19 protein-coding genes are annotated in these 23,479 nt (G+C 44.3%); 13 read left to right on the plus strand and 6 right to left on the minus strand.

Annotated features, from left to right (window positions below; all coding sequences use genetic code 11):
• Positions 1-286: 286 nt before the first annotated feature.
• A complete protein-coding gene (dtd, locus tag HMPREF9186_RS07565; protein WP_009732118.1) occupies positions 287-730 on the plus strand; it encodes a D-aminoacyl-tRNA deacylase in 444 nt (147 codons plus the stop codon).
• Between the two features lie 21 nt (positions 731-751).
• Here dtd and HMPREF9186_RS07570 read toward each other — a convergent pair whose 3' ends face one another.
• On the minus strand, positions 752-1,405 hold the full coding sequence (locus tag HMPREF9186_RS07570; RefSeq protein WP_009732119.1) for a metal-dependent transcriptional regulator: 654 nt from the start codon (positions 1,403-1,405) through the stop codon (positions 752-754).
• A 124-nt stretch (positions 1,406-1,529) separates the two neighbouring features.
• On the opposite strand from HMPREF9186_RS07570, the gene HMPREF9186_RS07575 reads away from it, so the two are divergent.
• Positions 1,530-2,555 carry a DUF3114 domain-containing protein gene (locus HMPREF9186_RS07575; RefSeq protein WP_009732120.1) on the plus strand — a complete coding sequence of 342 codons (1,026 nt, stop codon included), beginning with the start codon at positions 1,530-1,532 and terminating at the stop codon, positions 2,553-2,555.
• Between the two features lie 33 nt (positions 2,556-2,588).
• On the opposite strand, the gene tpx is transcribed toward HMPREF9186_RS07575, so the two are convergent.
• The 4 genes from tpx to HMPREF9186_RS07595 all read right to left on the minus strand — a co-directional run bounded on the left by tpx (position 2,589) and on the right by HMPREF9186_RS07595 (position 5,688).
• Entirely contained in the window at positions 2,589-3,083 is a 495-nt protein-coding gene (tpx, locus tag HMPREF9186_RS07580; protein WP_009732121.1) for a thiol peroxidase, read from the minus strand.
• Between the two features lie 89 nt (positions 3,084-3,172).
• A complete protein-coding gene (locus HMPREF9186_RS07585; protein WP_009732122.1) occupies positions 3,173-4,105 on the minus strand; it encodes a metal ABC transporter substrate-binding protein in 933 nt (310 codons plus the stop codon).
• Between the two features lie 24 nt (positions 4,106-4,129).
• Positions 4,130-4,969: a metal ABC transporter permease gene (locus tag HMPREF9186_RS07590; protein ID WP_009732123.1), complete on the minus strand. Its 840-nt coding sequence runs from the start codon at positions 4,967-4,969 to the stop codon at positions 4,130-4,132.
• The gene (locus tag HMPREF9186_RS07595) at positions 4,966-5,688 is read right to left on the minus strand and encodes a metal ABC transporter ATP-binding protein (RefSeq protein WP_009732124.1); all 723 of its coding nucleotides are present in this window, start codon (positions 5,686-5,688) and stop codon (positions 4,966-4,968) included. Before HMPREF9186_RS07595 ends, HMPREF9186_RS07590 begins: the two co-directional genes overlap by 4 nt.
• Positions 5,689-5,836: 148 nt before the next feature.
• Here HMPREF9186_RS07595 and HMPREF9186_RS07600 point away from each other — a divergent pair, with 148 nt between their 5' ends.
• A complete protein-coding gene (locus HMPREF9186_RS07600) occupies positions 5,837-7,732 on the plus strand; it encodes a M13 family metallopeptidase (RefSeq protein ID WP_009732125.1) in 1,896 nt (631 codons plus the stop codon).
• Positions 7,733-7,870: 138 nt separating this feature from the next.
• On the opposite strand, the gene HMPREF9186_RS07605 is transcribed toward HMPREF9186_RS07600, so the two are convergent.
• Positions 7,871-9,193: a DUF1958 domain-containing protein gene (locus tag HMPREF9186_RS07605; protein WP_037614140.1), complete on the minus strand. Its 1,323-nt coding sequence runs from the start codon at positions 9,191-9,193 to the stop codon at positions 7,871-7,873.
• 164 nt (positions 9,194-9,357) lie between these two features.
• On the opposite strand from HMPREF9186_RS07605, the gene HMPREF9186_RS07610 reads away from it, so the two are divergent.
• The 10 genes from HMPREF9186_RS07610 to glmS all read left to right on the plus strand — a co-directional run bounded on the left by HMPREF9186_RS07610 (position 9,358) and on the right by glmS (position 23,149).
• Positions 9,358-11,334 (plus strand): peptide ABC transporter substrate-binding protein, encoded by a 1,977-nt coding sequence (locus HMPREF9186_RS07610; RefSeq protein WP_009732127.1) that lies wholly within the window; start codon positions 9,358-9,360, stop codon positions 11,332-11,334.
• Between the two features lie 123 nt (positions 11,335-11,457).
• Positions 11,458-13,959 (plus strand): leucine--tRNA ligase, encoded by a 2,502-nt coding sequence (leuS, locus tag HMPREF9186_RS07615; protein ID WP_009732128.1) that lies wholly within the window; start codon positions 11,458-11,460, stop codon positions 13,957-13,959.
• 194 nt (positions 13,960-14,153) lie between these two features.
• Positions 14,154-14,825: a DUF4352 domain-containing protein gene (locus tag HMPREF9186_RS07620; protein ID WP_009732129.1), complete on the plus strand. Its 672-nt coding sequence runs from the start codon at positions 14,154-14,156 to the stop codon at positions 14,823-14,825.
• A gap of 332 nt (positions 14,826-15,157) precedes the next feature.
• Entirely contained in the window at positions 15,158-15,607 is a 450-nt protein-coding gene (locus HMPREF9186_RS07625) for a MarR family winged helix-turn-helix transcriptional regulator (protein WP_009732130.1), read from the plus strand.
• 18 nt (positions 15,608-15,625) lie between these two features.
• Positions 15,626-16,480: an SDR family oxidoreductase gene (locus HMPREF9186_RS07630; protein WP_009732131.1), complete on the plus strand. Its 855-nt coding sequence runs from the start codon at positions 15,626-15,628 to the stop codon at positions 16,478-16,480.
• Positions 16,473-17,201: an ABC transporter ATP-binding protein gene (locus HMPREF9186_RS07635; RefSeq protein ID WP_009732132.1), complete on the plus strand. Its 729-nt coding sequence runs from the start codon at positions 16,473-16,475 to the stop codon at positions 17,199-17,201. Before HMPREF9186_RS07630 ends, HMPREF9186_RS07635 begins: the two co-directional genes overlap by 8 nt.
• The gene (locus HMPREF9186_RS07640; RefSeq protein ID WP_009732133.1) at positions 17,194-18,714 is read left to right on the plus strand and encodes an ABC transporter permease/substrate-binding protein; all 1,521 of its coding nucleotides are present in this window, start codon (positions 17,194-17,196) and stop codon (positions 18,712-18,714) included. Before HMPREF9186_RS07635 ends, HMPREF9186_RS07640 begins: the two co-directional genes overlap by 8 nt.
• A 178-nt stretch (positions 18,715-18,892) precedes the next feature.
• Positions 18,893-19,588, plus strand: a complete 696-nt coding sequence (locus HMPREF9186_RS07645; RefSeq protein WP_009732134.1) for a gamma-glutamyl-gamma-aminobutyrate hydrolase family protein — start codon at positions 18,893-18,895, stop codon at positions 19,586-19,588.
• 134 nt (positions 19,589-19,722) lie between these two features.
• Positions 19,723-21,108 carry a glycoside hydrolase family 1 protein gene (locus HMPREF9186_RS07650; protein ID WP_009732135.1) on the plus strand — a complete coding sequence of 462 codons (1,386 nt, stop codon included), beginning with the start codon at positions 19,723-19,725 and terminating at the stop codon, positions 21,106-21,108.
• Positions 21,109-21,340: 232 nt separating this feature from the next.
• Positions 21,341-23,149 carry a glutamine--fructose-6-phosphate transaminase (isomerizing) gene (gene glmS / locus HMPREF9186_RS07655; RefSeq protein ID WP_009732136.1) on the plus strand — a complete coding sequence of 603 codons (1,809 nt, stop codon included), beginning with the start codon at positions 21,341-21,343 and terminating at the stop codon, positions 23,147-23,149.
• Positions 23,150-23,479: the final 330 nt, after the last annotated feature.

The following is a 23,479-nucleotide window of genomic DNA, read 5'->3' on the forward strand; positions in this document are numbered from 1 at the left end:
AGTAACTGAATAGCCTCTGTTTTTCAAGATAGTTGCCTGCTTTTCACTGCCTTGTTTGAAGTCGATGTTCTTTGAAGATTGAGGAGCGTGGTCAGAACTCTTTTATTGCTTGGTAGCTCTCCTTGCCGTACTTCAGTGCTGTCTTCGTCTCGCTGCCTTGCCCTAAAAGCAACGGAACAGCCCCTGTTTTTCAAAATAGTTGCCTGCTTTTCATCGCCTTATTTGAAGTCGATGTTCTTTGAAGCTTAGTGGTGAGCCCAATAGATTGTATAAATAGGATAATAAGATGAAATTAGTAATTCAACGGGTCAAAAGGGCCTCGGTTTCTATTGACGGTCAAGTTTATAGTCAGATTCAAGAAGGACTTCTTCTCTTGGTGGGAGTGGGTCCTGAGGATGACCAAAAGGACCTGGAATACGCAGTACGAAAGGTCACGCAAATGCGGATTTTCTCGGATGAAGAAGGGAAGATGAATTTGTCTGTTAAGGATATTCAAGGAGAAATCCTTTCTGTTTCCCAGTTTACCCTCTTTGCCCAGACAAAAAAAGGCAATCGTCCGGCCTTTATTGGGGCAGCCAATCCAGAGATGGCTAGCCAGCTCTATGATGATTTTAATGATTTGTTGGAAAAGGAAGTCCCTGTCAAACGAGGTGTCTTCGCTGCAGATATGGCAATCGAACTCATCAATGATGGCCCGGTGACCATCATCCTCGATACGAAAAATCCATAGAAAGAAAAAACATGCCCTTGATTAAAGGGCATGTTTTTCTATGTAAAGTTGTTGGGCAATCACTTGATTGATAGAAATCTCTTGCCCGTGGATAGCTAAATGATAGAGGCCAGTGTAATCGTCATAGCCTTTGAAGAGAATGTCATCTCCAATGGTCAGCTGGATTTGATCTAAAAAATTAAGCAATTCAAAGTTATCTTGGACTCTTTGCAAACGATAGGTTCCCGGTTCGCTGACATCACTCAAACGGTCCTGGTAAGCCTCGATGAGAAGTTGTCCTTTGGGTGGAATGGTCCCCCCGTGAGGACAGGTCTTAGGACTTCCAAGCATGTGATCAAGCTTGTCAATGAAATGTTCAGAAACGGTATGCTCAAGAACTTCTGCCTCTTCATGGACTTCTTCAGTTGTATAGTCAAGATTTTCCAGCAGAAATACTTCGATCAAGCGGTGCTTGCGGTAGAGATCAGAGACCAATTGCGAGCCTAGATCTGTTAGCAAATACCCACGAGACTTGTCCTTCACCAAGAGCCCCTCTGAGATCATGCGCTTGATCATCTCGGTCACAGCGGGTGGAGAGACCTGCATGCGACTGGAAATTTCTTTATTACTGATTTTTTCTACTTCTGTGCCAATTTCGTAAATGCACTTGAGGTAATCTTCTTTGTTTGGTGTCATGCTTTCCTCTTTTCTTCGCTCACTTCTAGTATATCAAAAAAATCCTCAAAAACGCTAGTGGAGTAATGAGAATTGTCTCAAGCCCCAAAAGATGGTAGTATAGTAGCATAGAAAGGACGGCATTATGAACAGACAGGACTTGGCGAGACTAGGGTGGAGGGAGAATAGTTTAGCCTATTTAGAGAAATACTTGCAGGAATACAAAGATGTACAAGCCTACCAAGAACAATACCAGTCTGTCTTTTTCTTTGCCAGTCCTCTGTTTCAAAAAATGTGGTTTCAAGAACTCCAGAATCTGGATGAAGCTGTTGCTCAAGACTTGTTGAGGGGAGTTATGAAAATTCTTCTCATGCCAAGTGACTTGTCTGGAGCTTGTGAAGAGACAGCTTTTCTTCTAAGTAGAATGGCTCCAGCTTGCCCACCTCATTCACCTTTTTGGTCTTCTTTCTCAAGAGTGGTCCAAGTAGCATTTGCTCAGGATCCATTAGCTAGCAAAGAGGGAGACCAGCTCTTAAAACGCCAGATCCACCAGTTCCGCTATTTGCTCTCTGCCTACCAGGCCCAGTGGATTCGGGAGCATTATGCCAGAGCGGGGCAGACGGATGAAGAAGCGCTACAAGCTTACTTGCAGGAGACAAAAGGGATCAAAATCGATGCTTATGCAGCGGCTCGTCTCCACAATAAGGTTTATGTGGATCAAGACGGCCAACTCGCCTTCCCTTCTCGTGCCCAGGCCCAGTTGAATTTTAAGGTCTTGCTCAACTTTCATACAGAGTATATCCTGGATCAGGGTGGCCAGTTTCTCAATGAAGTGGATCCATATCAGATTTCTGAAAATGGCATTGTCAATGGAGCCAGTTTCAACTATGGCTTAGCTAGAGGCCATACCCATAAGGACTTGGATATCGATCCCGTAAAACCGTGGGATCCACCTTTTCGCAAGAAGGTCCTCTATCAGCAAGGTGTTCGCTATCTAGCTCCGAAGAATGACCGCGGAGAGCAGGGCTATTGGAGTCGGAAGGGAACCTTTGCACAAGGAGGCAAGAGCTACAAGCAACAGGTAGCAAAACGCGTGCGGAGTTTCCTCAGAGGCATCCCACGCTTACGCTGGCGGGTTCTCTTACAGAATGGACTCCATCGGATTTTATAGCAATGAAAAAGAGGTCGTAGACCTCTTTTTCGTTTATCCAAGTGCTTTGACGGCTTCGATTGCAGCCTCGTAATTGGGCTCACTGTTGATATTGTCTAGGTATTCAACATAAGTGACCTTGTTATCCGCATCTAAGACCAAGACAGCGCGTGCGAGCAAGTGCCATTCATTGATCAAGAGGCCATAAGCCTTCCCAAAGGAATGGTCGAAGTAGTCTGAGAGCATGATGGCATTTTCGATCCCTTCAGCAGCACACCATTTGCCTTGAGCGAAAGGAAGGTCGACGGAAACCGTCAAGACCACAGTGTCCTCCATGTCAGAGAGGGCCTGGTTGAAGTGACGTGTTTGAGTAGAACAGATACCTGTGTCAATGGATGGGATCACACTGAGGACTTTTTTCTTGCCAGCAAAATCAGCCAAAGATTTTTTCTCCAAGTTAGGAGTGGTCAGTGAAAAATCATGAGCAGTATCGCCAACTTGAAGTTGAGATCCGGTAAAGGTAACAGGGTTTCCTAAAAATGTTGTCATAGAAAAGACTCCTTTTTTCTTTTCATTGTACATCAATGAAGGGGGAAGAGCCACTCATTTGACTGGAAAATCATTTCGAGCTAGGAACCTTATTTGTTCAAACCTTCTGCGATTTTCTCTAAATTCCATTTCATCATGCTGTAGTAGCTGTCGCCTTCTTCCCCTTCTTTGGCAATCGAGTCAGTAAAGATCTTTGCAAAGATAGGAATATTGGTATCTTTAGCTACAGTTTTCATAGGTCGTTCATCGACACTGGATTCGACAAAGAGGGACGGTACCTTGGTTTGACGCAATTTCTCCACCAGCGTTTTGATTTGTTCTGGTGTGCCTTCTTCTTCGGTGTTAATTTCCCAGATATAGGCAGATGGGACGCCGTAGGCTTTTGAAAAATACTTGAAGCAGCCTTCACTGGTTACGATCATCTTTTTCTCTTCTGGGATGTTCTTGAATGCTTGCTTGGCTTCTTGGTCTAGCTTACTGAGTTTTTCAGTATAGGCTGCTAGATTTTTTTCGTAGAAGTCCTTGTTTTTTGGATCTTTTGCGATCAATTGTTTGGCAATATTTTTAGCGTAGATAATTCCATTTTCGAGATTGAGCCAAGCATGAGGGTCTTCTTTTCCAGCTTGGCTTTGGCCTTCTAGGTAGATGACGTCGACTCCCTCGCTAACTGCGAAATAGTCCTTGTTTTCTACTTTATTGGCATTTTTGACCAATTTAGTAAACCAAGCATTGCCACCGGTTTCTAGATTGATCCCGTTGTAAAAGATCAGGTCTGCTTGCGAAGTTTTTTTGACATCTTCTGGCAACGGTTCGTACTCGTGGGGATCTTGGCCGACAGGGACAATACTGTGGAGCTCGATTTTATCCCCAGCGATATTTTTGGTCATATCTGCGAGGATGGAGTTAGTGGTGACCACTTTCAATTTATCGGATGAGGACTTGGAAGAAGAGTCTTTGCTACAAGCCAGTAAACCAAATAAGAGAGCCACAAAGAGGGCTAAGACGGAAGTTAGTTTTTTCATTTTTTCTCCTTTATGAGATTAATCTTAGTACGAAGGGGAATGTCTGTTCTTTCTCTGCTTGGGAGCGATAAAGAAGCTAATGAGAAAGAAGACGGCAGAAGTGATGACAATACAAGATCCGACAGCGATGTTGAAGCTATAACCAATAAAAAGTCCTAGGATGGATGCAAGAGCACCTAATCCGGATGAAAGGAGCATCATGGACCAGAGGCTATTGGCATAGAGATAGGCCGTCGCAGCAGGTGTGATGAGCATGGCGACGATGAGAATGGTCCCGACACTCTGCATAGCAGTGACAGAAACCAAGGTCAAGAGCACCATGAGAAGGTAGTGATAGACCTTGACCCGAACGCCCATGGATTGAGCGAGGACAGGATCGAAGGAAGTAAGTAGCAAGGGTCGAAAGAGCAGGCAAATCGCCAGTAAGACAGCCACACCAATACCAATGGTCATCCACATATCCTGGTCTTGAACAGCCAAGATATTCCCAAAGAGGATGTGGAAAAGGTCGGTGGAACTTTTAGCGACTCCAATCAAGATGACCCCTAAGGCGAGGAAAGAAGAAAAGGTAATCCCAATCGCAGTGTCGCTCTTGATGATGGAGTTGCTCTTGATATAGGTGATCAGGATGGAAGCTAAGAGGCCAAAGATGATGGCGCCAATAAAAAAGTTGATACCTAAGATAAAGGACAAAGCCACCCCTGGAAGGACCGCGTGCGAAATAGCGTCCCCCATGAGAGACAAGCCTCGCAGAATGATGAAACATCCGACCGCACCGGCGACGATCCCGATGGCAATAGCTGTAATGAGAGCGTTTTGGAGGAAATGAAATTGTTGTAATCCATCGATAAATTCTGCAATCATCTGATTTCACCTCCTATAAAGAGTTCATGCCCGTAGGCTGCATGCAGATTCTCTTTGGTAAAGGTTTCCTCTGTTTTCCCAAAAGCAATCAGTTTGCGATGAAGGAGGAGGACTTGGTCAAAGTAAGCTGGAACCTTGCTGAGATCGTGATGGACGATCAGGATGGTCTTGCCTTCCTTTTTCAGGGTTTGGAGTGTCTGCATGATGATGTCTTCGCTGACAGAGTCAATCCCTGCGAAGGGCTCATCCAAAAAGATGACCTCTGCTTCTTGGACCAAGCAGCGGGCGATTAGGACCCGTTGGAATTGCCCTCCCGAGAGTTGACCAATCTGGCGATCCGCGAGATCAAGGAGATTGACAAGTTTTAGGGCATCTTCCACCTTTTGGAGATCCTCTTTGCTTTTTCGCTTGAAAATAGAAAGATGGGGGTAGAGGCCCAGTGAGACACACTCTCGCACCGTGATGGGGAAGTGGAAATCAATAGCTGTCTTTTGTTCGACGTAGGCCACTCGTTGAAGAACTTGGCCGAGATCTTTTTGATCGAGCAGGACTTTTCCCGAATGAGGGAGAAGTCCTAGCATAGCCTTGATCAGGGTTGATTTTCCAGCTCCGTTGGGGCCAAGAATTCCTAGGATGGTTGGCCCCTGGATGGTGAGGGAAAGATCCTCCAAGGCCAGTGTTTGCTGGTAAGCAACACTTAGATGTTCAATTTGAATCATGATTTTGCTCCTTTATCATTAATATACATGAATGAAAAAATTAAGTCAAGTTAATTTTAAAAATAATTTAGATTAACTCGCTTGTAATCATTGAAAAATAGACCTATTTTTGATAAGGTTAATAGAAAAGAATGAAAGTGAGAAGATCATGGTACGTTTACAAGATGATTTTTATGATTACGTCAATGGAAAATGGGCTGAGACAGCAGTGATTCCTGATGACAAACCGTCAACTGGTGGTTTTATGGACTTGATTCAAGATATCGAAAACTTGATGTTGGATATTACCGGAAAATGGCAACGGGGAGAAGAGCTACCTGAAGACAGCATTCTCCAAAACTTCGTCAAATACCATAAGATGGTGGCAGATTTTGATGCGCGGGAAGCAGCTGGTGTCGCTCCAGCTATGCCTTTGATTAATGAAATTAAGGCCTTGTCTTCTTTTGAAGACTATACTAGCAAACTGGCATCTTTTGAATTAGCTGGCAAACCAAATCTCTTGCCATTTAGCGTATCACCAGACTTTATGAATGCCCAAATGAATGTCTTATGGGGAGAAGCACTCGGTTTGATCTTGCCTGATACGACCTACTATGAAGAAGGCAATGAAAAAGGCCCAGAGTTATTGACTGTTTGGCGTCAAATGGTTGAAAAGCTCTTGGCAAAATTTGATTTCTCAGAGGAAGAAATCAAAGATATCCTGGATAAGGTGATTGCGGCCGATGCAGAATTGGCCAAATATGTCTTGTCAAACGAAGAAAAATCCGAGTACAACAAACTCTACCATCCTTATGAGTGGGATGATTTCAAGGCCTTGGTTCCAGAATTGCCGTTAGATAGCTTCTTTACAGAAGTGATCGGACAAACACCAGATAAAATCATCGTGCCAGAAGAGCGTTTCTGGAAGGAATTTGCACCAAAATACTATTCAGCAGCCAACTGGGAAGCTCTTCATGCCAAGTTGAAACTCGGTGCAGCTCTTTCTTGGACATCTTTCTTGACTGAAGAAATCCGTGTCTTATCTGGTGAGTATAGCCGTACGATTACAGGGACACCAGAAGCACGTCCGAAAGAAAAAGCCGCTTTGGCTTTGGCAGAAGGCCCTTATAGCCAAGCGCTTGGACTCTGGTATGCAGGTGAAAAATTCTCACCAGAAGCAAAAGCAGACGTAGAGCATAAAGTAGCGACTATGATTGAGGTCTACAAGGATCGTCTTGAAAAAGCAGACTGGCTCGCTCCTGAAACCCGCGAAAAAGCCATTGTCAAACTCAATGTCATCACACCGCATATCGGCTACCCTGAAAAATTACCAGAAACGTATGCCAAAAAGATCATCGACGAGAGCAAGGCCTTGGTGGAAAATGCTCAAAAATTGGCTCAAATTTCCATTGCCCATACTTGGAGCAAGTGGAACCAACCAGTCGATCGGAGCGAATGGCATATGCCAGCTAATATGGTCAATGCCTACTATGATCCGCAACAAAACCAAATCGTCTTCCCAGCAGCGATTCTGCAGGCACCTTTCTATGACCTTCACCAATCGTCATCAGCTAACTACGGCGGAATCGGTGCAGTCATTGCCCATGAAATCTCCCATGCCTTTGACACCAATGGAGCATCCTTTGATGAGCACGGTAGCTTGAAAGACTGGTGGAAACCAGAAGATTACGAAGCCTTTACCGCTCGCACGCAAAAGGTTATCGATCAGTTCGAAGGCCAAGACTCTTACGGTGCCAAGATCAACGGGAAATTGACCGTTTCTGAAAACGTAGCAGACCTCGGAGGAATCGCTGCAGCCCTTGAAGCCGCTAAGAAAGAAGCAGACTTCTCCGCAGAAGAATTCTTCACCAACTTTGCCCGCATCTGGCGCATGAAAGCTCGGACAGAGTACATGCAACTCCTCGCAAGTGTCGATGTCCACGCACCAGGAAAACTCCGCACCAATGTCCAATTGCCAAACTTTGACGAATTCTTTGAAACCTTTGATGTCAAAGAAGGAGATGGCATGTGGCGCGCACCAGAGGATCGTGTAATTATTTGGTAGTCTAGACTTCAGTTAAGCAATTGATTGATTTTCTTGATCGCTCGTGAAAAAAACTAAAAATCCCCGAAGTCAAGTTTCTAAGATGACTTTGTCAATAAACTAAGAACTCCCCTACCTTATGGTAATGGGAGTTCTTTTCTATTTTCTTCTTTTTGGATCGGTTTGTTTAAAGATCAGGTATAAAATTCCGGCAGGCAGGAAGCAGAAGAGCCACATGGCATCTAGTCCCTTGCTTTTACTGCTAGAGTTCGTTGCTTTAGACTCGCTCACGGCCATCCCTGCTTTAATGCTTGGAGATACCTGTTGCAAGCCGTTTTGGACGACCAGGCGGTTGTTCTCCAGCTTAATTGCTGGATTCGTGCCTTTTTTAACGGTTGCATAGAAGTCTTGCTTCAGTTGAATGGTCTTCCCGTCGATGGTGTGTTCCCCTGCAGAAAGGACTTTTTTATACTGGTAGTCTGCGAACATTTTCTCAGCCAAGGTATTTCCGATTTGATTGCGGTAGCTTTCGGCGATCTCGACATCGTAGTTTCCAACGCCTAGGATGACTTCGATAATCCGCTGTTTACCCCGTTTGGTTGTTGCGGTGTAGTTGTAGTCGGCAGTTGGGCTAGATCCTGTCTTGAGGCCATCTGTCCCCTTGAGGGAGAATTTTCCACCTTCGAGGGAAGTGTTGTAATTATCATAGCTTTGCTCGTAGGGGGTTCCTTCCATGATGGTGGTGTGGGCTTGCTTGGTGTATTCCAACATCTCTGGCAGATCGTTTACGATGTGATAAGCCAGAATAGACATGTCCCGCGCCGTAATTTCGTTGTTGGCATGGACATCATAGCGCTGTGGATTGTAGTGGCCCTGGAGCACCGAAATCATCGCCCCATTTGGATTGTGCCATTTGGTATTTGTCATTCCCATTTCTTGCGCGTACTGATTCATTAGATCCAAAAATTTATCGGGATCATTGTCAGTGACAGCGTTGGCGAGCATAATTACAGCTGCGCTGGAAGAGGGAACAAAGAGCATCTTGATCAATTCCGATACTTTGTAGTCTACGCCAGCCACAATCGGTGAGTTGCTTAACAGATTGTTTTCCGAAATGGCTTGGTCTGACGCAGTTGCTGTAACCACGGTATCGTACTTGATCTTGCCTTCTTTGAGGGCTCGAAAGACTACATAGGCACTCATGAGCTTGGCCATGCTGCCTGAGTCACGGACCGTGTCGATATTGTCCCCGTATAGAATAGCTCCAGTATTGGCGTCGATGACGATGTCTGCCTTTGGTTTGAAAAAATCATCCAATTCTAATCCAGCATCGGCTGCGATTTTCATGACATCTTCTTGCTGATAGATATCGTCCGCAAAAGCAGTAGAGATAGGGCCTAATGTCAAGACTCCCACAAGGAGGGACAAGAGGCAGTGTTTTAGTCGTTTGTGTAAATGTCTCTCGTTATTCATAAATTCCATTATATCATACAGGTCAGGGATTAAAACGGAAAAAATTCTAGAAAAAGAAGAAAGTGAAAAAATAAAGAAGAAAGAGAATAATTTCGCAGTAAAAGCGTTTACATTTTCTTAGAAAGTGCTATAATTTAAATTGAGTATAACATTTTTACAATGAGGTGAATCATATGAACAAAGGGAAGGTACTCTTAGCGACCAGCGCTCTGCTTTTATCAGCTGGTGTCCTAGTGGCTTGCTCAGGTGGAAAATCTGGAAGTTCTGGCGAACAGACGTTTAGCTATGTCTATACCACGGATCCAGATACTCTTGACTATTCGATTTCCAATAAAAAATCGACTTCCGAGTTTACAGGAAATGCGGTAGATGGCTTATTGGAAGTGGACAAGTATGGGAATTTGATCCCATCGCTTGCTAAAGACTGGACTGTTTCTAAGGACGGTTTGACCTATACCTATAAACTTCGCGAAGGGGTCAAATGGATGACTTCTGAAGGGGAAGAATATGGGGAAGTCAAGGCGCAAGACTTTGTGACAGGTCTTCAGCACGCGGCGGATAAGAAATCTTCGGCCCTCTATCTCGTCCAAAAATCTGTCAAAGGCTTGGATGATTATGTCTCAGGAAAAACCAAAGACTTCTCAACGGTTGGTATCAAAGCCATTGATGATTATACCGTTCAATATACCTTGAGCCAGCCTGAAAGCTTCTGGAATTCTAAGACCACGATGGGGATCCTGATGCCGGTCAACGAAGAATTCTTGAAATCCAAGGGAGATGATTACGGTCAAGGAACCTCTCCGTCTAGTATCCTCTACTGCGGACCTTATTTGATCAAATCCATCACTTCGAAATCTTCTGCGACATTAGAAAAGAATCCAACCTACTGGGATGCGGATAATGTTAAAATCAGTAAAGTGAAGCTGACCTATTATGATGGACAAGACTCCGAGTCTCTGATCCGTGGATTTGATAACGGCGACTATACAATTGCCCGTGTTTTCCCAAATGGTTCCAACTATAAGAGTGTAGAGAAGAAGCATAAGGACGACATCGTCTATACTGACCAAGGTTCCTCAACCTATAATCTTTCATTCAACATTGACCGTCAGGCCTATGAAATCACAAAGAAGACCACGGATGCTCAAAAGGCCTCTACCAAGAAAGCAATCTTGAATAAGGACTTCCGTCAAGCCATTATGTTTGCCTTTAACCGCAAGGCTTATGTAGCGCAAGCTAACGGGGAAGCGGGTGCCAATAAGGTGATCCGTAATACCTTTACGCCACCAAACTTTGTCCAAATCGATGGCAAACAATTTGGTGATGCAGTAGAAAAAGACTTGGAAGCTTATGGGGATGAATGGAAAGGGGTCTCTGTTGCAGATGGAAAAGACACCCTCTACAATCCAACCAAGGCCAAAGAAGAGTTTGCCAAAGCTAAGGCAGACTTGCAGGCTCAAGGAGTTGAATTCCCAATTCATTTGGATCTTCCAACTTCTTCGACTTTTACGGAAGGAATCAAACAAGCCCAATCATTCAAACAGTCGATTGAATCTACATTGGGAGCAGAAAATATTGTCATCGATCTGAATATGGTTTCTGAGGATGATCTTCAACGAGTGACTTACTTTGCTGAAAATGCTTCCCAACAAGACTGGGATCTAAACAATAACTTGGGCTGGGGACCAGACTATACGGACCCATCTTCTTACATCGACATCACCAGTGGTAAATCTGGTGAAAATGCCAATGCTTACTTTGGATTCGATGCTGGTACGGATAATGCGGCCGCAAAAGCAGCTGGCTTTGATGAGTACGATCAATTAATTGAAGACGCTCAAAAAGAAAACACAGATGTCAACAAGCGTTATGAAAAATATGCTGCGGCTCAAGCTTGGTTGACCGATAGCGCCCTCTTGATTCCGATTCATTCAGATGGAGCTTCTCCAGTCGTTCGTAAGACTGTACCATACTCTGCCGCCTTTGCTTGGACCGGCCATAAGGGTCAAACCTTCAACTATAAGTATTTAGAAGTTCAAGACAAGGTCGTAGCGGCGAAAGACTACGACAAAGCGCGTGAACAATGGAAGAAAGAAAAAGAAAAATCCAATAAAAAAGCGCAAAAAGAACTTGAAAAGCATGTGAAATAGACTTTTCTTAGCGAAAACAGGATGGACAGGTCCCGTATGGGACCTGTCTTTTTCTTTATCTGATCCTTTAAAAATCCCCTAAAAATGGTATAATAGGAGCATCACGAAAATTGGAGAGACGCTATGAGTTTTTACAATCATAAAGAAATCGAGCCTAAGTGGCAAAAATACTGGGCTGACCATCATACTTTTAAGACAGGAACTGACGCCTCAAAACCGAAGTTTTATGCATTGGATATGTTCCCTTACCCATCTGGAGCGGGTCTACACGTAGGACACCCAGAAGGCTACACAGCGACCGATATCCTCAGCCGTTTCAAACGTGCACAAGGCTACAACGTCCTTCACCCAATGGGATGGGATGCTTTTGGTTTGCCTGCAGAGCAATATGCGATGGATACAGGGAATGACCCAGCGGAATTTACAGCGGAAAACATTGCTAACTTCAAACGTCAAATCAATGCGCTTGGATTCTCTTACGACTGGGACCGTGAAGTCAATACGACAGATCCGAACTACTACAAGTGGACGCAATGGATTTTCACCAAGCTTTACGAAAAAGGCTTGGCCTATGAAGCGGAAGTGCCAGTAAACTGGGTGGAAGAATTGGGAACAGCCATCGCCAACGAAGAAGTCCTTCCTGACGGAACTTCTGAGCGTGGAGGCTATCCAGTTGTCCGCAAACCAATGCGCCAATGGATGCTTAAAATCACGGCCTATGCAGAGCGCTTGCTCAACGATTTGGATGACCTAGATTGGCCAGAGTCTATCAAAGACATGCAACGCAACTGGATTGGGAAATCAACTGGTGCCAATGTCACTTTTAAGGTGAAAGGGACTGATAAGGAATTCACCGTCTTTACCACTCGTCCGGATACCCTTTTTGGGGCGACCTTCACTGTTTTGGCGCCTGAGCATGACTTGGTAGATGCTATCACAAGTCCTGAACAAGCTGAGGCTGTAGCTGATTACAAACACCAAGCTAGCCTCAAATCAGACTTGGCTCGTACTGACCTTGCCAAGGAAAAAACAGGGGTTTGGACGGGTGCTTATGCGATCAACCCTGTCAATGGCAAAGAAATTCCAATCTGGATTGCGGACTATGTTCTTTCTAGCTATGGAACAGGTGCTGTTATGGCCGTCCCTGCCCATGATGAGCGTGACTGGGAATTTGCTAAACAATTCAGCCTTCCAATCGTAGAAGTGCTGGAAGGTGGAAATGTAGAAGAAGCTGCCTACACAGAAGATGGCCTTCACGTCAACTCTGACTTCTTGAACGGGCTTAACAAAGAAGAAGCGATTGCTAAAATTGTGGCTTGGTTGGAAGAAAAAGGTTGTGGTCAAGAGAAGGTGACTTACCGCCTTCGCGACTGGCTCTTTAGCCGTCAACGTTACTGGGGTGAGCCAATCCCAATCATTCATTGGGAAGATGGAACTTCGACAGCCGTTCCAGAAAGTGAATTGCCACTTGTCTTACCAGTCACCAAGGATATCCGCCCTTCAGGTACTGGTGAAAGCCCATTGGCTAACTTGACAGACTGGCTGGAAGTGACTCGTGAAGATGGCGTCAAAGGTCGTCGTGAGACGAATACCATGCCACAATGGGCAGGTTCAAGCTGGTATTACCTCCGCTATATCGACCCACACAACACAGAAAAATTGTCTGATGAGGACCTCCTCAAACAATGGTTGCCAGTCGATATTTATGTGGGTGGGGCAGAACACGCCGTGCTCCACTTGCTCTACGCTCGTTTCTGGCACAAATTCCTATATGATATCGGTGTTGTTCCAACCAAAGAACCATTCCAAAAACTCTTTAACCAAGGAATGATCTTGGGAACCAGCTACCGTGACCACCGTGGTGCTCTTGTGGCGACTGACAAGGTTGAAAAACGTGACGGTTCCTTCTTCCATGTGGAAACAGGAGAAGAATTGGAGCAAGCACCAGCTAAGATGTCTAAATCCCTCAAGAACGTGGTCAACCCAGACGATGTGGTGGAACAATACGGTGCCGATACCCTTCGTGTCTATGAAATGTTCATGGGCCCACTTGACGCTTCTATCGCTTGGTCTGAAGAAGGTCTGGAAGGAAGCCGTAAATTCCTTGACCGTGTTTACCGTTTGATTACAAGTAAAGAAATCGTTGCGGACAACAATGGTGCTCTTGACAAGGTTTATAACGAAACCGTTAAGGCTGTCACAGAGCAAATCGAGTCCATGAAATTCAACACAGCCATTGCCCAGCTCATGGTCTTTGTCAACGCAGCTAACAAGGAAGACAAACTCTATGTGGACTACGCTAAAGGCTTTATTCAATTGATCGCCCCTTTTGCCCCTCACTTGGCAGAAGAACTCTGGCAAACAGTGGCAGCAACAGGTGAGTCAATCTCTTACGTAGCTTGGCCAACATGGGACGAAAGCAAATTGGTTGAAGACGAAATCGAAATCGTCGTCCAAATCAAAGGTAAAGTCCGTGCTAAACTCATGGTCGCTAAAGACCTTTCACGTGAAGAATTGCAAGAAGTCGCTCTGGCTGACGAAAAAGTCAAAGCAGAAATTGATGGCAAGGACATCGTGAAAGTGATTAGTGTACCGAACAAGCTTGTAAATATCGTAACGAAATAAAGTTAAAAGTCCTTCAGAGCTAAGTTCTGGAGGATTTTTGAATTCATTTAGAGAATTAACAAAAAAATTTACATAATTTCATAGAGATAAATCACTATTTAAAGAATTTTTTAGTTTTATCCCTCAAAATGCTTTTATTTTTTGAGTGAATACATTATAATTATATCAAAGAAAAAGTTTAAAGGAGATTTCTTATGTCTAAGAAAATCAAAGATGAAAACGGGAATGTTTATGTGAAAAAAACACCCTTCTACAAGAAATGGTGGTTTATTTTGCTTGTGGTGTTAATTGCTTATGGTGCTGTAACGAAGGGTGGAGGTTCAATAACTTCAGATAATTCAACAAGTGACTCAACGGCAAAACAAACGACCAGTTCCACTGAGCAAGCAACTAATGATAAAAATGGGAAAACTGCAGTATCTGAAGAGAGTAAGTCTGACGAGAAGAAATCTGTAGCACAAGCTATTCCAAAAATTGGTGAAGTTACTAAAGTGGGGGATGTTGAATATATTGTAAATTCTAAGTCTATTTCTCAAAATGTTGGAGGAGAGTACGGAAAGACAGCAAATGGTAGCTACTTAATTTTAAATGTAACAGTAAAAAATTCAGGAAAAAAATCAATTACTGTTACGAACGATTTCTTTAAACTGCTAAAAGGTGATACGGAGTATGAAACTGATAGTGTAGCTGGTATGTATGCTAATGAGGAAGGAAAATTCTTTCTTTCGGAGTTAAATCCTGAAAACAGCATCACTGGTAATGTGGTTTTCGACCTTAATGCAGAAACTGCTAATGCATCAGGACTTGTATTACAAGTACAAACTGGTGTTTGGGGAACACAAAAAGGAAAAATAAACTTGGATTGATAAGTCGTTTATGTATAGACATTACGCTTGTCTCTTTCATCAAAAAAGCTTCGGTAGGAAGAACCCTACCGAGGCTTTTTTAACAAATTTCATTCTGCATGATAGTGAAGAGATGTAAAACTCAGTGTCGTTCGAAAAGGAGTATAAATGTTGCTTTTCTTCCAAGGAAGATGGTGTAAAAGGATTAAAAAATCTGGTATTTTGAAGTTCCTCAAGGATCCTGTGGACATATTCTTAGATTTTTATTTCGATATCGAAATAGTTGACAGATGTAATCGAAAGTATTACAATAAAAGATAGAAAGTTCGATATAGAAGAAAAAAGGAGACAAAATGGACAAGATGCAAGGGGGCTACCAAGCTTTACAGATACGCTTGTTGAACGGGCGACTTTTTCAAAAACTCTTGAGCAAGGAACCAGATGCTCAATACAGAAGTGAACAAGGGAAAATTTTAACGATTTTGTGGAAGCAAGAGTTGGGGTGCGCTACCGCAACTGATATCGCTCTTGCGACGGGTCTAGCCAATAATACATTGACCAGTATGGTTAAGAAATTGGAAGCACAAGGTTTGGTTACGATTCAACCTTGCACGCAGGATAAAAGGAAAAAATATATTTCTTTGACAGACCTCGGTTGGGCGCAAAAAGAAATTGGAGACCGTGTCAGTAAAGAACTGGGAGAGATTTTCTATCAAGGATTTTCGGATCAAGAAATCCGAGAATTTGAGGAGTATCAAGAGCGTATAATCTCAAATCTAAAAGCTAAAGAGAATGACATCTAGGGAAAGGAAGTAGCAGTTATGATTGGCATTACAGGGGTAACAGGGAAATTAGGTTCTTATGTGGCTAATCTTATAGATCAGAAAGGAATCGCTTCAGTCCATCTGGCAAGAAGTCCAGAGCGTGCAAAACTCTACGCGTCTGCGGAAATCCGTAAAATGGTGTATGCCAATACTCCAGAGGTGGTTGAGGCCTTGAAGGGGATCGATATCTTGTTGATGGTTTCTGCTCGGGAAAATCCAGAGCGTGTCAAGGAACACAAGGGCTTTTTAGATGCTGCAAAGCTAGCAGGAGTAGAGCATATCGTCTATACCTCCTTTTATGGGGCAGATGAGAAGGCAACTTTCACCTTGTCTCGAGATCATGCCCAGACGGAAGCCTATATCAAGGAGTTAGGATTCACCTACACTTTTTTGAGAGATAATTTTTACTTGGACTTCCTGATTGATATGGCGCTTGAAAACGGAGAGATTCGTGGTCCGGCAGGCAGTGGTCTTGTGTCAGCTGTTGCCCGTAAGGACACATCTAGGGTTGCAGCAGAGATTCTTTTAAATCCTAAGGAGTGGGAAAATCAAACCTTGAATTTGACAGGGCCAGAGGATCTTTCCATGGAAGAAATCGTAGCGCTTCTCTCAAAAAATACCGGTAAGACCATCAAGTATGTAGATGAATCAGTAGAAGAAGCTTATGAGTCACGGAAAAAATGGCCAGCACAAACTTGGGAGTACGATGCCTGGGTCAGCACCTATACAGCGATTAAAGCTGGGGAACAAGCTGGGGTTTCTACAGATGTCGAAAAAGTCCTAGGTCATCCGGCAAGTAGCCTATTGGATACTCTTAGAGACAGAAAACTTATAGAGGAAGAATATGATTGAATACAAACATGTAGCCTTGCGCTACACGGATACAGACATTTTAAAAGATGTCAATCTCCGGATTGAAGATGGAGAATTTATGGTCCTTGTGGGACCTTCAGGATCTGGAAAAACTACCATGCTCAAGATGATCAATCGTCTTTTGGAGCCGACAGATGGCAATATTTATAGGGACGGAAAACGCATCAAGGACTATGATGAACGAGAGTTACGTCTTTCTACTGGTTATGTTTTGCAGGCCATTGCTCTCTTTCCAAATCTAACGGTTGCTGAAAATATTGCACTGATTCCTGAGATGAAGGGCTGGAGCAAGGAACAAATAGCCTCTAAAACAGAAGAACTCTTGGATAAGGTGGGTCTGCCCGCTACAGATTATGCTCATCGTTTACCAAGCGAGTTATCGGGTGGGGAGCAACAACGGATTGGGATTGTGCGGGCCATCATTGCAGAGCCAAAGATTCTATTGATGGACGAGCCATTTTCAGCCTTGGATGCCATTTCCCGCAAACAGCTACAGACTCTCACCAAAGACTTGCACAAGGAGTTCGGCATGACCACTATTTTTGTTACACACGATACCGATGAAGCCTTGAAATTAGGCGATCGCATTGCAGTGCTACAAGAAGGAGAGATTGTGCAGGTGGCGGATTCTGAGACCATTCTAGCCCAGCCAGTCAACGACTTTGTTGCGGATTTGTTTGGAGGTGCTCACCATGTCTAAACTATTTGCAACCTTTCAAGAACGCTTTGGAGACTGGCTCACTGCACTGGGGCAACATGTGCAACTGTCATTACTGACCTTGCTCCTTGCGATTTTTCTGGCGGTCCCTCTGGCTATTTATTTAAGTACACGCAAGAGAGCCAGCAACTGGGTTTTGCAGGTAGCTGGGATCTTCCAGACTATTCCTTCCATGGCCCTTTTGGGGCTCTTCATACCCGTCATGGGAATCGGGACGCTTCCGGCCTTGACAGCTCTCGTCATCTATGCCATTTTTCCCATTCTTCAAAATACCATCACCGGTTTACAAGGGATTGATCCAAGCCTTGAAGAAGCGGGAACCGCCTTTGGGATGACCAAGTGGGAGCGCTTGAAGAAGTTTGAGATTCCCTTGGCCATGCCCGTCATCATGTCTGGGATCCGAACAGCAGCTGTGATGATTATCGGGACAGCTACCCTAGCTGCCTTGATTGGAGCAGGGGGACTCGGTTCCTTTATCCTTCTGGGGATTGACCGCAATAATGCCAGTCTGATTTTGATCGGTGCCCTGTCTTCTGCCTTCTTGGCCATCGCCTTTAACCTTCTTCTCAAATGGATGGAAAAGGCCAAATTGCGGACCATCTTTGCGGCTTTTGCGGTAATGGTTATCGGATTGGGAGCTAGCTATACACCAAGTCTTCTTCCCAAACAGGAAAAAGAAAATCTGGTCATCGCTGGGAAGTTAGGTCCTGAACCGGAAATTCTAGCCAATATGTATAAAATTTTGATCGAAGGAAACACGGACATGACAGTGACCGTCAAACCGAATTTTGGCAAGACCACCTTCCTCTATGAAGCTCTGAAAAAAGGGGATATTGCTATCTATCCAGAGTTTACAGGGACCGTGACCGAAAGTCTCCTCAAACCGGTGCCACAAGTCGGCCATGATCCAGAAGCAGTCTATCAAGCGGCTCGAGATGGGATCAAGAAACAAGACAACCTGGCCTTGCTCAAACCCATGGCTTATCAGAATACCTATGCTGTTGCAGTCCCTAAGAAAATTGCCCAAGAGTATGGCCTCAAGACCATTTCAGATTTGAAAAAGTTGGAAGGACAACTCAAGGCAGGATTTACCTTGGAGTTTAATGACAGAGAGGATGGGAACAAGGGCTTGCAGAAGGTTTACGGACTCCATTTACAAGTCTCCACCATGGAGCCAGCCCTTCGCTACCAGGCGATCCAGTCCGGTGATATCCAGATCACAGATGCTTACTCAACGGATGCCGAGCTGGCTCGCTATGACCTGGTGGTCCTTGAAGATGACAAGCAACTCTTCCCGCCATATCAAGGAGCACCCCTCATGAAAGAAGCTCTTCTTAAGAAACACCCTGAATTGGAAGGGATTCTCAATCAGTTAGCTGGTAAAATCACAGCAGAGCAAATGAGCCAGATGAACTACCAAGTCGGAGTAGAAGGCAAGTCTGCTGCTCAAGTGGCGCGTGACTTTTTGGTAAAAGAAGGTTTTATTAAAAATTAACAAACAATTCTCAAGTCTTCGCACTTGAGGATCTTTTGATAGAAAGCAATTTTAACCCCTTTCAGCAAGCTTTTGTTATAGAGGGAGAGACCTTCTCTTCAAAAACTCTCCATTGAGTCTAGCTTAAAATTGTGTTACAATAAGCCTTGAAAACGAATGAAAGTATATGGAAACAAGTATGAAAAAAAGACCAGTGATTGGAATTACAGGAAATGAAAGACCCTTCCCAGATGATCCAGACGCGAACATGAGTTATGCGGCGACTGGTTTTGTCGAAGCGGTCAAAGAGGCGGGAGGAATTCCCTTGATCTTGCCAATTGGAGATGCGGACATGGCCAAACACTACATGTCGATGATTGATAAGCTCATCATTACTGGTGGTCAAAATGTCTTGCCCAAGTTTTATGGAGAAGAAATCACCATTGATAGCGATGACTACCTCTTAAAACGTGATCTTTTTGAGTTGGCCTTGATTGAGGAAGCGCGTGCGGTTAAAAAAGCTATCTTTACCGTCTGCCGTGGGACCCAGCTCTATAATGTTGCATTGGGTGGAACTTTGCATCAAGATATTGAGGATCATTGGCAGGACAATCCAGGTCAGTACACCAGCCAAGAGCTGGTGACCAAGGATCAGACGATCTTGCAAGAAATCTATGGCAAGACCAGTCGCATCAATTCCTTTCACCATCAAAGTATCAAAGACTTGGCAGATGGCTTAGAAGTAATCGCGCAGGATCCCAAAGACGGCGTCATAGAGGCGGTTCAATCCACAGATGAGAGTCGTTTTCTCGGCGTTCAATGGCATCCGGAACTGCGTTTTGACAAGAGTCCAGCAGACCATAAACTCTTTGAATATGTTGTGAATGACTTATAATGAGGACCAGCTCCCTTAGGAATTTTTCTAAGGGAGCTTTTTCTTTAATCTGCGTAAGAAAGACTGTAAATTGTGCCTAGGTTTTGGGGGAGGATTCGCTACAATAGAGCTAGTAGAATGAGGAGGATTAGGACATGTTTCAATTTCCAAAGGATTTTTTATGGGGGAGTTCGACCTCGGGTCCACAGACAGAAGGGCGTCTAGATCAGGATGGAAAAGGTGACAATCTCTGGGATTACTGGTATAGGATCGAACCCAATCGCTTTTATCAAGGGCAGGGACCGGAGAAAACATCGACTTTTTATGAACACTGGGAAGAAGATCTGGATCTCTTATTAGAAACGGGCCACACCGCCTTTCGGACGTCTATTCAGTGGTCCCGCATTTTCCCGGAAGGCCGAGGGGGGATCAATCAAGCGGGTGTCGATTTCTACCGTCGTGTCTTTGAAAAGATTAAGGAAAAAGGGATTCACCTCTTGGTCAACCTCTATCATTTTGATTTGCCGATGGCTCTCCAAGAGCAGAGCGATGGTTGGGAAAACAAGGAAACCGCCTATGCTTATCAAGAATATGCGCGTTTTTGTTTCAAGACCTATGGGGATCTGGTCGACCAGTGGATCACCTTTAATGAACCCATTGTCCCTGTGGAGTTTGGTTATTTTTATGATGCCCATTTTCCTCATAAGGTAGATGCAGCTGCAGCTGTAAAAGTAGCCTACCACACCCAGTTAGCAAGCTCTCTAGCGGTCAAGGCCTGTCACGAGGTGGATCCCAATTCCCGGATCGGAATTGTGCTCAATCTGACACCAGCCTACCCTCGGAGCCAGCATCCAGAAGATGTGAAAGCCGCTCGTATCGCCGAGCTCTTTCAAGCCAAATCTTTTTTAGATCCTTCTGTTCTTGGCCATTATCCTCAAGAATTAGTGGAGATCTTGCGGGAGCGTGATCTCTTGCCAGATTATGATCCATTTGAGTTGCGCTTGATGGAAGAAAATACCGTCGACTATCTAGGCGTTAACTATTACCAACCACTCCGTGTGGCAGCTCCTCGTTATGCTCCGAATCCAGCTTCTCCCCTACTCTTTGAGCAATTTTATGAACCCTATGTCATGCCAGGCCGCAAGATTAATCCCCACCGTGGTTGGGAAATCTATGAGCAAGGTCTGTATGACATTGCTCAAAATATTAAGGAAAATTATGACAATATCGAGTGGATTTTGACAGAAAATGGGATGGGAGTCGAAGGTGAGGAAAAATTCCGTGAAGATGGGGTGATCCAAGATGACTACCGGATTGACTTTGTCAAAGACCATCTCCGTGAGCTCCACCGGGCTATTCAAGATGGCGCCAACTGTAAAGGCTATTTGATCTGGACCTTTATTGACTGCTGGTCTTGGCTCAATGGTTACAAGAACCGCTATGGTCTTGTTGAACTAGACCTAGCTACTCAAGAAAGACGTCTGAAAAAATCCGGTCATTGGTTCCGTGAGTTGAGCCAGCAGAATGGATTTGAAGAGTAGAAAAAGCAACCTATCAACCAAGATGTTGATAGGTTTTTCTTAACTCTCCCTTAACTAGACCAATTTTCTTATATTTCCTAGTTGACAAACTGGAAGAAGCATTGTATACTGACTCCGCTGGTTACTTTTTTGGTAAATTAGACTAGACCAATTTTAAAGTAACTGAGAAATTGACCATAGGTCGTTTGACTAAGTAAAGGGGAAAGTATAGCAAGGCTATATCGTAAAGACTATGTGCGGAATCGTTGGTGTTGTAGGAAATACAAATGCTACGGATATTTTGATTCAAGGACTTGAAAAACTCGAATACCGAGGCTATGACTCTGCGGGTGTTTTTCTGGCTAGTGAAGGCAAGAGCCAATTGGTGAAGGCCGTCGGCCGTATTGCAGAATTATCAGCTAAGGCAGAAGGTGTCGAAGGGGATGCCGGAATTGGACATACCCGTTGGGCCACTCATGGGAAACCAACTGAGGACAATGCCCACCCACACCGTTCGGAGACAGGTCGTTTTGTTTTGGTCCACAATGGCGTCATTGAAAACTACCTTGAAATCAAGGAAGAATACCTAGCTGGTCACCATTTCAAGGGGCAAACAGATACAGAAATTGCAGCCCACTTGATCGGAAAATTTGCTGAAGAAGAGGGCTTGTCTACGCTTGAAGCCTTCAAAAAAGCTCTCCACATCATCCGTGGAGCCTATGCTTTTGCTTTGATGGACGCGGAAGATCCAAGCACCATCTATGTGGCAAAAAATAAATCACCACTCTTGATCGGTCTTGGCGATGGCTACAATATGGTCTGCTCAGATGCTATGGCCATGATCCGTGAAACCAACCAATACATGGAAATCCATGACCAAGAGTTGGTGATTGTCAAAGCTGATAGCGTTGAAGTCCAAGACTACGACGGAAATCGTCGTGAGCGCGCTAGCTACATGGCTGAACTCGATCTTTCTGATATCGGCAAGGGAACTTATCCTTACTACATGCTCAAGGAAATTGACGAGCAACCAACCGTGATGCGTAAACTCATCCAAGCCTATACAGATGAATCTGGTCAAGTAGTGGTAGACCCAGCTATCATCAAGGCTGTTCAAGAGGCAGACCGCATTTACATCCTTGCGGCAGGGACCTCTTACCACGCAGGATTTGCTTCTAAGAAGATGTTGGAAGAATTGACAGATACCCCAGTAGAACTCGGTATCTCCTCTGAGTGGGGCTACGGCATGCCACTTCTCAGCAAGAAACCACTCTTCATCTTTATCAGCCAATCTGGTGAAACAGCCGATAGCCGCCAAGTATTGGTCAAAGCCAATGAAATGGGCATTCCAAGCTTGACAGTGACTAATGTGCCAGGTTCAACTCTTTCACGTGAAGCAGACATGACTATGTTGCTCCATGCAGGTCCTGAAATTGCGGTCGCTTCTACTAAGGCTTATACGGCTCAAATCGCAGCCCTTGCTTTTCTTGCCAAAGCTGTTGGGGAAGCCAATGGCAATGAAAAGGCCAAAGCCTTTGATTTGGTGCACGAATTGTCTATCGTTGCCCAATCGATCGAATCAACCCTTTCAGAAAAAGAAGTGATCGACGAAAAAGTTCGTGGCTTATTAGAAACAACCCGCAATGCTTTCTATATCGGACGTGGCCAAGATTACTATGTTGCCATGGAAGCCAGTCTGAAACTAAAAGAAATTTCTTACATCCAATGTGAAGGCTTCGCAGCGGGTGAGTTGAAACACGGGACCATTGCTTTGATCGAAGACGGCACACCAGTCATTGCCCTCTTGTCGGATCCAGTCCTAGCTAGCCACACTCGTGGAAACATCCAAGAAGTCGCAGCACGTGGGGCTCATGTCTTAACCATTGCAGAAGAAAATGTTGCGAAAGAGACAGATGATTTAGTCTTGACAGCGGTTCACCCTTACCTCTCTCCAATCTCAATGGTGGTGCCAACCCAATTGATTGCTTACTTTGCAACCCTTCATCGTGGGCTCGATGTTGATAAACCACGGAACCTTGCTAAGTCTGTAACAGTTGAATAAATTTGTCTATATAAAAAAACATCCTCGTTAGGTTTTTCCTAACGAGGATATTTGTTTTTAAGGGGCAAAGCCGAATCCACAGCCCATGATTGGTTAGAGGATGGGGAAAACGTGATCCTTGGCCTCAAAATAAGCCAATCTTCCCCTAAAAGGAAGGGGTATAGTTGATTTTTATAACAGGGTCAAGAAAAGATCAAAGGGATCCATTTCTTCTAAAATGAAAGAATAGATAAGAATGCGCGCAAGTCTTTGTTTTCAAGGACTTGCGTGTTTTTTGATACCTGCCTCCATAAAGAAATGTTAAGGCTTTGATAGGGAAAATATATTAGT

The sequence above is a fragment of the Streptococcus sp. F0442 genome, from assembly GCF_000314795.2.
In the GTDB taxonomy this organism is placed as follows: domain Bacteria; phylum Bacillota; class Bacilli; order Lactobacillales; family Streptococcaceae; genus Streptococcus.